This window comes from Mycobacterium sp. 852002-51057_SCH5723018, assembly GCF_001667035.1.
Taxonomy (GTDB): Bacteria; Actinomycetota; Actinomycetes; order Mycobacteriales; family Mycobacteriaceae; genus Mycobacterium.
Window position 1 is genome coordinate 18,991 of record NZ_LZIR01000110.1, and the last position, 13,044, is coordinate 32,034.

The window sequence follows — 13,044 nt, forward strand, 5'->3', positions numbered from 1 at the left end:
GGTGAACGCTGAAACGCCTGTGCTGCAACGCTTTAATGTGTACGGGATCGTCTGCACCGCAACATGATTCGGACGCAAAGCCGTTCCGCAGCGCCGACCGCGCAAAAGCCCAGACCCGTAGCCGGGCCGAGCGCCAGTACCGTGTCGGTGTCCGCCTGGCTCCCGGGAAGGGTTCCTGGCCCGGGGGCAGTGGCCGATTCTTATCGGCGATGGGTGTTGTCGGTACCGGAGCCTGGCCGGCCACGGGCGGTGGTGCTCGGATGCGTGCTGCATGAAGTCGTATAGGGCACAAAATGAAGTCGTATAGGGCACAAAACCGTGGCTCTAGGCGTTGCTAAAAGTAGTGCGACTCTGAGTGTAGACAAACCAGGAGTGCCTGTGAGCACCCAAGCGCACCGCTTCAGTCGTTAGCTCTTCGTGATAACGAACAGGCGTGTCTCGGCGATTTGAAGGGTACGTCCAAGCAACTTGTGAGATGGTTTGCCTGTAGTGGTGATGTGACCGATGGGGCATATGTGTCGAATGTGTCCAAAGTGAACCAACCTGGTTGGGACATCCCGCGCTGGGGTACCCGGCAGGGCGCATATTGTGGGGACCTACACTGCACAACTAGGGGGTAAACGATGGGAGAAAGCTTGTCCATGCGCGCCGCTCAGCGGAAGCAGAAGAAAGCGGTTCAGGACGACGCACTGCATCGCCGCCTGAAGAAGTACGGCAACCGTGGCTTCGTGAAGGTGAAGTCGGCCGAGGGGGCCTCAGTGTCAAGCAAGGCTGCAAAGAACTTGGCACCCGCTGGCTAGTCCGTAACGCCCGGGGGCACGCGAGGACGTAAATGGGGGGAATGGATTTACCGGCTGCGCAACCGGTCTGGCCGGCGTGTGAGCCCGTCGGAAAGTACTTTCTGGATCTGATTTCCGACCCACTGTGGGTCCGCCGTCGCGTTGAGACAGTCGAGCTGACCAGTACAGTTCGATTCGAACGGCGCGTGTCCCTCGATATCGATGTCATTGACCTTGTTGCTCGGGCAGAAGCTAGTGGTATTCATGCCCCTAGCAAACTCTTCCTCCCGCTTACTCTGTTCGAGAAACGGCTGCTTATCGACTTCGACGTCGTTGATAGCACTGGCAAGACATTGTCGCTCGTGACGAGTGATGAGGATTCACACGCAGCACTGGCAGTTATCCTTGCGACCGCCGACTCGCTCGGCGTTGACCCCTCGGGGTTTAGCGCCGGCATGGTCGCCAAGCTTTACGACATCGTGAGGAACTCGCCCGACCCCGTGGACGCCGCCATAATCGCTAATGCCTCGAGCGTCGAGCAGAGGCAGTACGTCTCTGGTTGGAACCTGCGCAATGCCAGTCGCGCGGAGGAAATTGCTTGGAGGGCTGTCTTTGCCCAGCCTAATTTTGCGGGGCGGGTTGCCGAGTTCACCACTCACTACATGCCCATTGTGTCTATTCCGGCTGAACCTTCGCCGCAAGTAATCAAGTACCGCACGGTGGAGAGCGAGCTGATCACGGACACCAGTGGGTGGACGTGGGGTGAACGCATCGGCTGGGACCGGGTTTACTTTGCTGTGGCAACGCCCAGCATCGGTAGAGCGCGCCGGGAGCACGTTCGAATCGATGCGCCGCGGGGCGTCTTTGCGGTAAGTGCAGACGTGCGGACGGTAACCGGCGAAGCAGAGCAAGGGCCGCTAACCCCGCAAACTTCGGGCGACACTTTCCTTGGGAGAGTGACCCCGGAGCGAGCTCTTGTCTACACCCAGGGACGGACGGAATCAGGTGGGCATGAAGTAGTGGTGGGATTTCGCCCCGCCGTGACCGGATTCAGGACACCTGCGGTATTGGGGGCGCTATTCAGTGCGCTAATCCTGCTGGCTGGTGCGGCGGGCCAGTGGGTACGGGGCTTCCTGGGGACAATTGCAGAGCACAGTGCTGAACCCGCCGTCGCGCTGCTCATCGTGATTCCGTCATTGCTGGCGGCGTATCTCGTGAGAGAGGAAGAGCATGAGATCCGCTCGAAACTTCTCGCGATACCGCGCTACTTTGTTGGTGGGACGTCGGTCCTCACGTTGATCGCAGCAATCGCCATGATCGCGCAGTTTTCTGGACATACGCTTGCGTACGTCTGGGTTGTCTGCGGTGGACTATGCTTCCTGACCCTGTGCTTTCTCGCGGTAGTGTGTTGGCGGATCGCCCGCAGCCATCAAGCAGTTGTGGAGCGGAGCTATCTCCAATTCAGCAAGAGTATTGAAGAGTGGTAGCGCCCTCGGTCTGCCAGTGCAGGGAAGATGGCCGAGGTTCTCATGGCCGAGGCGGCCGCCCACTCTATGCCCACAATCTGCCCACAGTTACACATAACTGTGGTGAAGCACATTGAGGTGTTTTCGCACTTCAGCAGGGTCTCGGCAGTTCCTGCGGGTTGCTGAATAGGGTTCAAATCCCTCCGCCACCGCCAAGGTTTTTAACCGTCAGCGCAGCTCACGGGCGCTTTCATGTGGGCTGGCCGCTCGTCAGGCTGCGAGCCGCCTGGAATTCGCTGTCCCGATACGGACGTCCATTGGGTTGAAGCAGGTCGTGAAACCACACCTTGGGCGGCGCGGTGTAGGGATGATCCCAGGAGTCCCACGGGAAGTAGGTCTGGGTCTTTCCCGCGACCAGACCCCAGTTGAACGCGCCGACGTTGCGGCGCTTCGCCACGGGCAGGATGCTCTCGATGGTGCTGCCCTGCGGACGGGCCATGTACTCCGTGCAGATGATCGGCCGGCCCAGCGGCGCCAGCTCGGCGATCCGCGACTCGAAGCCCGCCGGCTCGGCATAGGAGTGGAAGGTGATCACGTCGGCGTTGTTGAGCTGGATGTCGCTGATCGGGCTGCGGCCGGCTTGCTCGCCCTGGTCAAGACCGCGCCACACGCCGCTCGTCAGCGGTTGGCTGGGATCGACGGCACGGGCCCAGCGGAACACCTGGGGGAGCAGCTCGGCCACCCGCTCCAGCTTGTCCTTCCTTTCGACCTTGGCGTAGACGCGCGCGGGGTTGTCGGGTTCGTTCCACAGGTCCCACCCCAGAACCCGGTTGTCACTGCGGAATTGGGTCAACACGCTGGTGACGTAGTCCTGCAGGACGCGGGTGTAGCCGGGGTCGCCGAGGCGTTCGGCGCCGGGGCTCTGCACCCAGCCCGAGTTGTGCACACCGGGCCTCGGCGCCCGCTGCGGACCCAGCTTGGGGAACGGGTCCCAACAGGAGTCGAAGAAGACAAACAGCGGCCGGATGCCGTGACTCGCTGTGATGCTGACGAACTGGGCCAGACGATTGTGGAACCCGCGGGCGTCCTGCGCCCACAGTTGATCATGCAGGAAAACCCGCACGCTGTTGAAACCGTACGACCGGGCCCAGCCCAGCTCGGTGTTGATGCGCCGTAGGTCGAAGGTCCCCGGCTGAAACATCTCGAGCTGGTTGATGGCGTATGACGGAATGTAGTTCGCGCCGACGAGCCAGCCTTGCGCTTGGTACCAACGAGTGGCACGGTCGGCCGACCACCGGTTCAACTCCCCGGAGGAGCGCGGTGGGGGTTCGGCGGAGGCGCGCGGTAGGTGTGCCAAAGCGGTGCCCGCCGCCAGCAGCAAGGGGAATTTCAGGGCCGTTCGACGGTGCACGAATTGACGATAAATTTCCCGAGGCCCTGTCCCCGGTATTTGCGCAGCGCGTCGCGACAGTGTGTCGGAGGTGGGTGGATTGTTATCTTGTTGTGACCAAGCGGTTTTGGTCAGGCGTTCCAGTGTACGGTGCTGCGCGGCGCGCCAAAGCCGTTGGCGCGCAACGGATCAGAGTGCTAAATGTCGAGTGCGGACGGTGTCCAGCTGCTCACGACCAGGGGCAGCGAGACCCCCGCGCCGCCGCAGGTCACCTCGACCGCCCAGCGGCCGTCAGACGGCAGCCTGGCGTCGATTTCGAAGAAGGCGAATCCCGGGAATTCGCCCACAGCGGCTTCCGGTGCCTCGAACCACTTGTACACCGGCGCGTCAGGCGTGGGCGGCCTGATCTCTACGTCAACCCGACGGTCCGTGCAACCGTTGTTGTCGGGCTGCGTCAGCACCACGAGCACAAACCGGGCGAACCGGTCCGGTCCGACCGTGAACTTGGAAAGCAGGCCGCCTTGCACGTTGAGTTTTTGGTCTACCGTCGCGGCGGCTTCCGCCAGGAAAGCACCGGTGAGCCTCACACGCAGAACCTACCGTGCTACTGGTCGATCGGACACCGGAGAACTCGGTCAAGGTGTGCCGAATATAACAGAAGAAAATAATAGCCGACTGCTACTATCGCATAAGTCATCGGTCGGTCTGTGGGCGAGGGGTCAGACCGCTCGATGACTATTCGCATATTGGCTATCGACGGCGGGATAGTGACTTGCACCAGCCCGGCACCAATTCGATGCGACGTGGATGGCGAAGAGCCTTCAATCTTCGTGCCCTTGGGCGCGATACTGAATGCGTGGCTGAACGCAACGTGCTGGGGGGCGCGCTGGAACCTTGCGGCACGGACCCACTCACCGGTTTCTACCGAGACGGTTGTTGCTCCACCGGGCCCGAGGACCTCGGACGGCACACCATCTGTGCCGTCATGACCGCGGAATTCCTGGAGCACCAGCGTTCCATCGGCAATGACCTGTTGACGCCGGTCCCCGAATATCGCTTTCCGGGGCTGCTGCCCGGCGATCGCTGGTGTGTCACCGCGCTCAACTGGCTTCGGGCTCACCACGACGGTTGCGCGGCGCCGGTGGTGTTGGCGTCCACGCACGAGCGCACGCTCGAGGTCGTTCCCCTCGAGACGCTGCAGGAACACAAGGTCGATGTTCCCGACGACCTGGCTAACTTGTAGCGCCGGCCAGCTGATCCTCGATCCGCCGCGCGGCGGCCCGCACCTGCTCGCCGAGCTTCTCCACCCCGGCCGCCGCCAGATCGGCGAACGGCGCGGCGCTGATCGACATCGCGACTACCCCGTCCTCATTGAGGACTGGAGCGGAAATGGTGGCGACGCTGTGCGTACCGGCGCCGGTCAGCTCCTCGCGCAGCACGTCAATCACCGTCAGGTCGGCGAACGCGCGCGCAAGCCGTGCCGTAATGGCGTCGGGTTCTGCGTCGCCGCCGAGCGCGCGCAGCGCGGTGTACACCCGCACGTATTCGCGGCTGAGCCGCTCGACGGTATATCCGCGGTCGCGAATCTCCTTGAGCACCGCGGTCATTCGTCGCTGCAGCGCGGTAGACGGCTTGCCGATGCCCTCCAGCCAGGCCCGCTGCGCGCCAGCGGCGCTCCAGGCGATGTAGTCGCGCCCGAACGGCGCCACCAACGGCATGCTCAGTCCGCGGTCGATTCGCATGCCGGACGCGGACTCGCCGGCAGCATCAACCACGACGAGGGCGTTGGCGTCGCGGCGCGCCAGAAAAACCTGTGTCGCGGTCGATTCGGCCAGCTCCTGCAGGATTCCGTGAAAGATCCGGTCGCTGGCCGGCTTGGCCAACGCCGCGATGCCCGGTCCCCAGCAGTAGGTGGCCGACGCGCCATCGCGGACAACCCAGCGGTGGGCGACCAGCGAGGCCAGGATCGCGTGGCCGGTGGCCCGGCTGATGGCAAGCTCGCGGGTGATCTCCGCGAGGGTGAACGCCCGCGTGGGCTGGGAACCGAGCAGCCGCATGATCGCGACCACCCGCTCGGTCGGCGGCGAAGAGGGTTGACGAGCGCTCCCGGCCGGGTCTAGCGTCTGTGTCATATTTCGAACGCTACGTCGAATATTCGACACAGTAAATGTCGAGGAGGCGATCGCGTGGATTCTGCGGTCGGCGACGTTGACGACATCGACTTCGACGACCTGTCGTCGCCCCGGCTGACCGAGGTCCAGCGTCAGATCCTGGAATTCACCGAGGCCAGGCGCGTCGACTTCGACCTCGACGCGATGCTGGCCGAAGCGATCGAACAGGCGGGCGTGGGCGCGGACCTGGACGCCGCCGACGGGTTCGGCGACCGGCTGACCGCGCACGTGGCCGCCATCGAAGCCGACGACGGGCTGACCCAGCTCACCCGCTCGTCGCTGCGGCAGCGAATGGTTCGCCTGCTGCGCAACCGGCTGTCGCTGACCGACCTCGTCAAGCGGTATCCGGAAATCGAGTCGATCCCGATCGAGAAGCCTTTCATCGTGGTCGGGATGCCGCGATCGGGGACCACGCATCTGGTGAATCTCATTGCCGCCGATCCGCGCCGGCGCGCGCTGCCGTACTGGGAGAGCCAGGAGCCGATACCCGCACGGGGCCAGGGCCCCGACACCTTCGGGATCGACCCCCGCTACGCCCAGGCCAAGTCCGAGCACGACGCGCTGATGGCCAGCGCCCCGGTGGTGGCCGCCATGCATGACCGGTTCCCCGAGGCGATCGAGGAGGAGGTCGAACTCCTCGACCTCGACCTGGCGGCCTACGTCCTGGAATGGCATGCGCGGGTTCCGGGTTGGCGGGACTACTACCTGGGCCTCGACCAAACCGAGCACTACGCGTACATGAAGAAGGTGTTGCAGGCGTTGACGTTCCTGCGCGGGCCGCGGACCTGGATTCTGAAGAGCCCGCAGCACTGCGAACAGCTCGCCCCGCTGATGGCGACCTTCCCCGACGCTACGGTGGCGTTCACCCACCGCGACCCCGTCGCGGTGATCCAGTCGGCGATCACGATGATGGCCTACTCGGATCGGCTGCGCCGCACCAGCATCGACCCGGGCTGGCTGCTGGACTATTGGAGCGACCGGGTGCACCGGCTACTCAGCGCATGCGTGCGTGACCGCGAGCTGGTGCCGGCCGACCGCAGCATCGACATCGGCTTCCATCACCTCAATGGCAACGAAATACCGCTGCTGGAACGGCTTTACGACTGTGGCGGGGTGGAACTGACACCGAAGGTGCGGGGCTGCTTTCAGAGCTATCTGGAGGGCAACCCCCGCGGCAAACACGGCCGCATCCGTTACGACCTGCAACGGCACTTCGGCATGTCACCCGGCGAGCTTCGCGGCCGTTTCGACTTCTACTTCGAGCGGTTCGACGTCCGCCCGGAATGAGGAGACAGCATCCATGGGCACCCAAGACTTTGAGCCGATCTATCGCAGCCGCCCCGGCGCCGACGCGATGGGCCCGGCCTGCGCAGAACGGGCCGAGCAAGTGGCGCGGGGACTCTGGTGTTCGCCCGGCCTGTCGAATTCCTACCTGCTGACCACCGGCGACGGCCGGGTGATCGTCAACACCGGGATGGGTTTCGAGGGGCCGGTGCACCGCGCCAACTTCGACGCCGTCGACCCTTCGCCGGTGCGCTACGTCATCTTCACCCAGGGACACGTCGACCACGTCGGCGGCCTGGACAGTGTGCGCGACCCGGACACCACCGTTGTGGCGCAGGCGAACTGGACCGCGTGGCGTGACGACAACGAGCGCCTCATCCCGTACCGCGCCAGCCGCAGCGCCTTCGCCTTCAAAGACACCCTCGCGACGGGCGTCCAGGCCATCCAGCGCCGGCTGGGCACCACCCGCCTGCCGGGCCAGAGCGTTCCCATCGTCGATCTCGACTTCGACGACACCCTGACCCTCGAGGTCGGCGGCAGGCGGATGGAGTTGATCTCCGTGCCCGGCGGGGAAACCACCGACTCGTTGGTGGTGTGGCTTCCCGAGGAACGAATATGCCTGTGCGGAAACACCTTCGGCCCGGTGTTCGGGCATATTCCCAACCTCGTCACCATTCGCGGCGACCGATACCGGGACGCCTTGACAGCCATCGCGTCGGTGGAACGGGTGCGCGAACTGCGGCCCGACCTCTTGGTGACCGGTCATTTCGATCCGATCGCGGGCGCCGAGCGCATCGATGCCGAGTTGACCCGCCTGCGCAACGCCATCCAGTACATCCACGATGCGACGGTCGCCGGGATGAACGCCGGCAAGGACGTCGGGACCCTGATGCGCGAGATCACGTTGCCCCCGGAATACGAAGTGGGCCAAGGGTACGGAAAGGTCGACTGGGACGTGCGGGCCATCTGGGAGAACTACTCGGGCTGGTTCCACCACCGGTCGACCACCGAGCTCTACCCGGTCGGGTTCGACGCCGTCGCCCCCGATGTGGTCGAGCTGGCCGGCGCCGACGCGCTGGTGGATCGGGCGCGCGAACACCTGAGCGCCGGCCGGCCGGTGCAGGCCATCCACCTTGCCGAGCTGGTGCCCACCGACCATGCGGGGGCGCGCGAGGTGCTGCGGCAGGCCCATGAAAGGCTGCTGGCCGACAGCACCAACTTCTGGGAAAGAGCCTGGCTGAGGAACCAACTAGCGAGGAAGCCATGACGTCGCGGGTCAGCTTCGATTTCACCGGAACGGCGGCCCTCATCACCGGCGGGACCAGCGGGATCGGGCATGCCACCGCGACGTTGTTTCGCGACGCCGGCGCCGAGGTCACCATCACCGGAACCAAACCCGCCGCCGCGGACTACGACACCGACCTGTCCGGGATGGCCTATCACCAGCTGCAGATCACCGACCACAAGTCGGTGGACGCGTTGGCGCAGGCGTTCACCCGCCTCGACGTGCTCGTCAACAATGCGGGCGCGAATTTCCCTGGCGGCCTTGACGAATCGAAGCCGGACGGCTTCGAGGCGGCGGTCGCCCTCAACCTGACCCGCCCTTACCGGCTCACGGTCGGGCTCTACCGCGCGCTGAGGTCGTCGACCGCGACGGGCGGCGCCAGCGTGGTCAACCTGGCGTCGATGTCGGCGCTGCGAGCCGTCCCCCTCGTGCCCGGCTACGGCGCGGCCAAAGCCGGCATGGTCTGCATCACCCGCAACCTCGCCGCCAAATGGGCGACCAAAGGAATCCGGGTCAACGCGGTGGCCCCCGGCACGATCGACACGCCGATGACCGCGCCCATGCATGCCGCGCCCGAGCTCGTGGCCGCGGAGTTGGCCCATATCCCGTTGCAGCGGTTGGGATCCGCCGCCGAAATCGCCCCGACGGTGGCCTTTTTGTGCACCGAGCAAAGTAGCTACACCACCGGCGCGCTGTTCGTCGTCGACGGGGCATCGGACTGCGTCTGAGATGAGGCACTGATGGGATTGGCGCTGCGGCCCGAGGACTTCTACCACACCGGCATCGTCGTGCCCGACCTCGAGGCCGCCATAGCCCGCCTGACCGCGTTGGCCGGCTACCGGTGGATCAAGCCGCTCACCTACACGCTGCCGTTCCGCACCGCAGCGGGGACCCGCGAACTCACCTCGACGTTCGTCTACTCCCTGCAGGCCCCGCACGTCGAACTGATCCAGGAGGTTCCCGGAAGCCCGTGGGCGGCGGCCCAGGGCAACGCCGTCCATCACTTGGGCTACTTCACCGACAGCCTCGCCGAGGCCGCCCGCAGTCTGGAAGACAACGGCTTCGCGTTCGAAGCCACCGCCGACGTCTCCCCTCCTGATCTTGCGCTGTTCGCCTACTACGTCGACGAGTTCGGCACCCGCATCGAGATCGTCGACCGCGCGCTGTTTCCCGACTTTCCCGCGTTCCTGCGGTCCGCGGCGCCGCCGCAGGCATGACATGCTGCTGACGGTGCTGCGGTTCAACTTCGCCTCCCCGCACGGAGACCCGCGCAAGCAGAGCAAACTGCTCACTGCCGCTCTCGAACTCGCGCAGTGGGGCGAGTCGCACGGGTTCACCTCGGTGAGCGTCGACGAGCATCACGCGACCGGGCACGGCTGGAGCTGTAACCCGATCATGGCGGCGGCGATGTTCCTGGCCCGCACCACGACGCTGATCGCGAGCGTGGACTGTGCGCTGGGACCGCTGTGGAACCCCGTCCGCCTCGCCGAAGACATCGCGCTCGTCGACAACATGAGCCGCGGCCGCCTGCACACCACGGTGGGGCCTGGGCTATCGCACGGTCGAATACGACTCGCTCGGAGTCGATTTCGGCCGGCGGGGCGAACTGATGGACGGCCTGGTCGAGCGGATGCTGGCGGTCTGGTCCGGCGCCGATACGGAGGCCGGAGTCTGCATGGGTACGTGGACCAGGCCGCATCCACCGCTGTACGTCGGCGGTGGCTCACGCGCCACGGCGCGGCGCGCTGCGCGGTTCGGGTTGCCGCTCAGCCTGGCCGATCACCTGCCCGAAATCGCCGCCTACTACAGCCGGCTGTGCTCGGAGGCCGGCGCCAAGTCATTCATCCTGATGCCCGGACCGGTCAACCGCGGAATGATTTTCCTGCATGAGGATCCGGACCGGGCGTGGGCCGAACTCGGCGGCCACATCCTTTGGGAGGCGGTCACTTACGGCGAATGGTCGACCGAGCAGCGTTCGCTCATGCATCTGCCCGGAGTTCGGACGCTGGACGAGGTCAGGGCGTCGGGACGATACCGATTCCTGACCCCCGAGCAACTCATTGCCGAGCTGAATGATGCCGACGAGTATGGGCCGCTCGTCATGCACCCGCTCGTCGGCGGCATGCCCGTCGAGGAGGCGTGGAAGTCGGTTCAGCTGCTCACCGACACGGTCCTGCCCCAGCTCACCTGATTGTGCACCCCGATAACGGGTATGGAAGACGCATGAAAGCTAAAGCGAAACGAGCATTTTCATTGATCGGCGGCGCCGCCGCGCTGAGTTTGGCGCTTGGCGCCGGCCCGGGCGCCATGGCGCCCAGCGCGCCGGCCGCGCCGGCGACTCCGACGTCGTCGAGCCCGGCGCCGCCCGCACCGGCGACGGCGCCGCAGGGTCCATACGTCGGCGGCGGCAACGGGAATGCGCCGGGCGGCGGTGCCGGTGGTGGTGCTGGAGGTGGTGGCGGATAGCCCGACCCCCGGGGGCGGGTCCGGTCAGGTCCGCTCGTCCGCCTTCTTCCAGTGCCGGCCCTTGACGGCTTCCAGAGCTTCGGTGACATAGAGATCCAGCGGGCGCGGGGGCGTGGGCTGGCGCACCCACCGCTGAAAGGCGAAATCGGCCGCCGCAAAGGCCAGTTGGACCAGCAGCGCGGGCCGGATGTCGTCGTCGGCGTTCACGCCCATGCGCCCGCCGATCAACTTGGCCGCCCGCTCCTTGTCGCCGGGCGTGTGGATCGTGGCCTTGTCGAGCAGCCCTGGAGCGACCAGCAGGGCCTCTCGCCACTGCTGGATGTCGCTCTCGTCGAACGAGCGGATCCGCCCGACGATCGCATTGATCAGGGCGACGTCCGGCGACTCCCTGGCCGGTCGCTGCTCGAGCAGGTTGACGATGGCGGCGCCGCCATGGTGGACCGGGCCGAGCAGCAGGTCCTCCTTCGTCGGCACGTGCCGGAAGAATGTGCGCGGCGAAACGCCTGCGGCGGTGGCGATTTCCTCCGTCGTCACGGCGTCGTAGCCCCGCTCGATGAACAGTCGGAACGCCGCGCGCATGATGTCGGCCCGGATTTGCGCGCGCTGCCGATCCCGCAGCGACCCCTCGCTCACCGGAAGGAACCGATTCCGCCGTCGACGTGAATGGTCTGCCCGGTGATGAACGACGCGTCGCTGCCGAGAAGAAACGCGACCAACGCTCCGACGTCGGTGCGCACGTCGCCGATGCGGCGCATCGGAACCCGCCGCACCGCCTTCGCGTAGTCGTCAGGGGCAAACTGCTTCCACAGCTTGACGCCGTCGGATTCGGCGAAGGGACAGATGACGTTGACGCGGATGTTGTCGCGTCCCCACTCCAGGGCGGCCACCTTGGACAGTCCGCGGATGGCCTCCTTTGCCGCCGCGTACCCGCCCCATTTGGGCTCGCCCCCGGTGCCCGTCCCCGAGCCGAGGTTCACGATCGAACCGCCACCCGCCTCGACCATCAGCGGGTGCACGGCCTGCATGAGCAGGAACGTCGCGCGGGGGCCCACGTCGTAGCCGAGGGCCAGGTCGCCGACGGTGATGTCGACGAACGCCTTGGGCTCGTTGGTGGCGATGGCGTTGTTGACCAAACCGTGCACGGCGCCAAAGACGTCGACTGCGGCGGCGGCGATCCGCTGAGCGTTGTCCGGGTCGCGAAGATCGGCGACCAGCTTCTCGGCGCGACCCAATCCCTGGAGCTCCTCGGTGGTGGCGCTCAGGACGTCGCCCTGGATGTCGACCAGCAGCACCGACGCGCCCCGTTCGAGCAGTGCGGTGGCGATGCCCTTGCCGACGCCCTGGGCGGCGCCGGTGACGATCGCGACGTGGCCGCGCATCGACTCTGGATGCGAGTAGGTCATGCCGACGGCCCGATGCGCAGCGGAATGCTGCGGTGCAGCTCGTAGGTACTGCGCGCACCGTTGGGCAGTTCGATGAACTCGACCGGCGTGCCGTCGGGGTCCTTGACGAAAAACATTCGCACCCCGCCGATTTCGAACGGCTCCTGGTCGGGGGTGTAGCCGGCGGCGGTGACGCGGCGGTGGGTCTCATCAAGGTCGCGCACGGACAGCGAGATGTTGTGGATCCCGGTCACGCCGCGGCGTGCCGGCTTGTCCGCGGGTTTGCTCCCGAGCGATAGCAGCTCCACCATCAGTCCCCCCAGCAAGCCGCCGACGACCCTGCCCTCCTGCTTACGGGTGGCGTGCAGGACGGCGTCGAAAGGCTCTCCGGAGATAAGGGTTTCGAAGACGACGTCCATGCCCAGCACACCGCGGTAGAAAGCCAGGGCGCGGTCCATGTCGGTCACTCCGATGACGAGGTGGCAGAACGACACGTCGTCCAGGACGCTCGTCACGGTCTGTGCGCTGCAAGCTTGGGAGCCGGGCGCCCGGCGAACAACGGCAGGTCGAGGTAGGTCTTGATGCCCGGCTCGGCGGCGCACACGTCGGGGATGGCGTTGACACAGTGATTGGCGGTCGCCACCACCCCCGGGTTGCGTTGCAGCCCTTCGGCGATCGTCGGCGGCTGCAGTCCCTTGAAGGTGAGGCTGACGTCGGGGTCGCCGGTGATCTCGACCTCGAAGCGTTCGCCGGGCGCGCCGAAGTTCCACTGCGGATCCAGATTTTCCTCACCCATCAGCCAGTTGACCGCCGCGGTGATG

13 protein-coding genes and 2 pseudogenes are annotated in these 13,044 nt (G+C 65.7%); 8 read left to right on the forward strand and 7 right to left on the reverse strand.

The annotated features are described in order from the left end of the window. The first annotated feature begins 841 nt into the window (after positions 1-841). A complete protein-coding gene (locus tag A5764_RS22240; protein ID WP_156664811.1) occupies positions 842-2,266 on the forward strand; it encodes a hypothetical protein in 1,425 nt (474 codons plus the stop codon). Positions 2,267-2,495: 229 nt separating this feature from the next. Here the strand turns inward: A5764_RS22240 and A5764_RS22245 are convergent, their stop codons facing one another. Continuing rightward, a complete protein-coding gene (locus tag A5764_RS22245; RefSeq protein ID WP_067117285.1) occupies positions 2,496-3,656 on the reverse strand; it encodes a cellulase family glycosylhydrolase in 1,161 nt (386 codons plus the stop codon). Positions 3,657-3,832: 176 nt separating this feature from the next. Next, complete coding sequence (locus A5764_RS22250) at positions 3,833-4,222, reverse strand: hypothetical protein (RefSeq protein WP_067117288.1); 390 nt, start codon at positions 4,220-4,222, stop codon at positions 3,833-3,835. Between the two features lie 269 nt (positions 4,223-4,491). On the opposite strand from A5764_RS22250, the gene A5764_RS22255 reads away from it, so the two are divergent. Then, positions 4,492-4,878, forward strand: a complete 387-nt coding sequence (locus A5764_RS22255; RefSeq protein WP_067117290.1) for a DUF2237 family protein — start codon at positions 4,492-4,494, stop codon at positions 4,876-4,878. Here A5764_RS22255 and A5764_RS22260 read toward each other — a convergent pair. Further along, on the reverse strand, positions 4,868-5,767 hold the full coding sequence (locus tag A5764_RS22260) for a helix-turn-helix domain-containing protein (RefSeq protein ID WP_067117293.1): 900 nt from the start codon (positions 5,765-5,767) through the stop codon (positions 4,868-4,870). The genes A5764_RS22255 and A5764_RS22260 overlap by 11 nt on opposite strands. Before the next feature lie 54 nt (positions 5,768-5,821). On the opposite strand from A5764_RS22260, the gene A5764_RS22265 reads away from it, so the two are divergent. From A5764_RS22265 to A5764_RS28535, 6 genes and pseudogenes are all read left to right on the forward strand, one after another. Further along, positions 5,822-7,093 (forward strand): sulfotransferase, encoded by a 1,272-nt coding sequence (locus A5764_RS22265; RefSeq protein ID WP_067117296.1) that lies wholly within the window; start codon positions 5,822-5,824, stop codon positions 7,091-7,093. Between the two features lie 13 nt (positions 7,094-7,106). After that, positions 7,107-8,357 (forward strand): MBL fold metallo-hydrolase, encoded by a 1,251-nt coding sequence (locus tag A5764_RS22270; protein ID WP_067117299.1) that lies wholly within the window; start codon positions 7,107-7,109, stop codon positions 8,355-8,357. Further along, positions 8,354-9,103, forward strand: a complete 750-nt coding sequence (locus tag A5764_RS22275; RefSeq protein ID WP_067117302.1) for an SDR family NAD(P)-dependent oxidoreductase — start codon at positions 8,354-8,356, stop codon at positions 9,101-9,103. Before A5764_RS22270 ends, A5764_RS22275 begins: the two co-directional genes overlap by 4 nt. Before the next feature lie 9 nt (positions 9,104-9,112). Beyond that, positions 9,113-9,592: a VOC family protein gene (locus tag A5764_RS22280; protein WP_156664812.1), complete on the forward strand. Its 480-nt coding sequence runs from the start codon at positions 9,113-9,115 to the stop codon at positions 9,590-9,592. A gap of 1 nt (position 9,593) precedes the next feature. Continuing rightward, positions 9,594-10,566 (forward strand): annotated as a pseudogene (locus tag A5764_RS30165) (LLM class flavin-dependent oxidoreductase). A gap of 32 nt (positions 10,567-10,598) precedes the next feature. Beyond that, positions 10,599-10,841: a hypothetical protein gene (locus A5764_RS28535; protein WP_156664813.1), complete on the forward strand. Its 243-nt coding sequence runs from the start codon at positions 10,599-10,601 to the stop codon at positions 10,839-10,841. A gap of 24 nt (positions 10,842-10,865) precedes the next feature. Here the strand turns inward: A5764_RS28535 and A5764_RS22290 are convergent, their stop codons facing one another. From A5764_RS22290 to A5764_RS22305, 4 genes and pseudogenes are all read right to left on the reverse strand, one after another. Continuing rightward, entirely contained in the window at positions 10,866-11,474 is a 609-nt protein-coding gene (locus tag A5764_RS22290; protein ID WP_067117308.1) for a TetR/AcrR family transcriptional regulator, read from the reverse strand. Beyond that, a complete protein-coding gene (locus A5764_RS22295) occupies positions 11,471-12,244 on the reverse strand; it encodes an SDR family NAD(P)-dependent oxidoreductase (RefSeq protein WP_067117311.1) in 774 nt (257 codons plus the stop codon). The genes A5764_RS22290 and A5764_RS22295 overlap by 4 nt, the downstream gene beginning before the upstream one ends. Continuing rightward, the gene (locus tag A5764_RS22300) at positions 12,241-12,738 is read right to left on the reverse strand and encodes a VOC family protein (protein ID WP_255361122.1); all 498 of its coding nucleotides are present in this window, start codon (positions 12,736-12,738) and stop codon (positions 12,241-12,243) included. Before A5764_RS22300 ends, A5764_RS22295 begins: the two co-directional genes overlap by 4 nt. Next, positions 12,735-13,044 (reverse strand): annotated as a pseudogene (locus A5764_RS22305) (dihydrodipicolinate reductase); the annotation flags it as partial. The pseudogene A5764_RS22305 and the gene A5764_RS22300, both read right to left, overlap by 4 nt.

Coding starts and splice junctions, on each gene's coding strand:
- A5764_RS22240 (WP_156664811.1), top strand. CDS start 842: ATGGATTTACCGGCTGCGCAACCGGTCTGGCCGGCGTGTGAGCCCGTC.
- A5764_RS22260 (WP_067117293.1), bottom strand. CDS start 5,767: ATGACACAGACGCTAGACCCGGCCGGGAGCGCTCGTCAACCCTCTTCG.
- A5764_RS22270 (WP_067117299.1), top strand. CDS start 7,107: ATGGGCACCCAAGACTTTGAGCCGATCTATCGCAGCCGCCCCGGCGCC.
- A5764_RS22275 (WP_067117302.1), top strand. CDS start 8,354: ATGACGTCGCGGGTCAGCTTCGATTTCACCGGAACGGCGGCCCTCATC.
- A5764_RS28535 (WP_156664813.1), top strand. CDS start 10,599: ATGAAAGCTAAAGCGAAACGAGCATTTTCATTGATCGGCGGCGCCGCC.
- A5764_RS22295 (WP_067117311.1), bottom strand. CDS start 12,244: ATGACCTACTCGCATCCAGAGTCGATGCGCGGCCACGTCGCGATCGTC.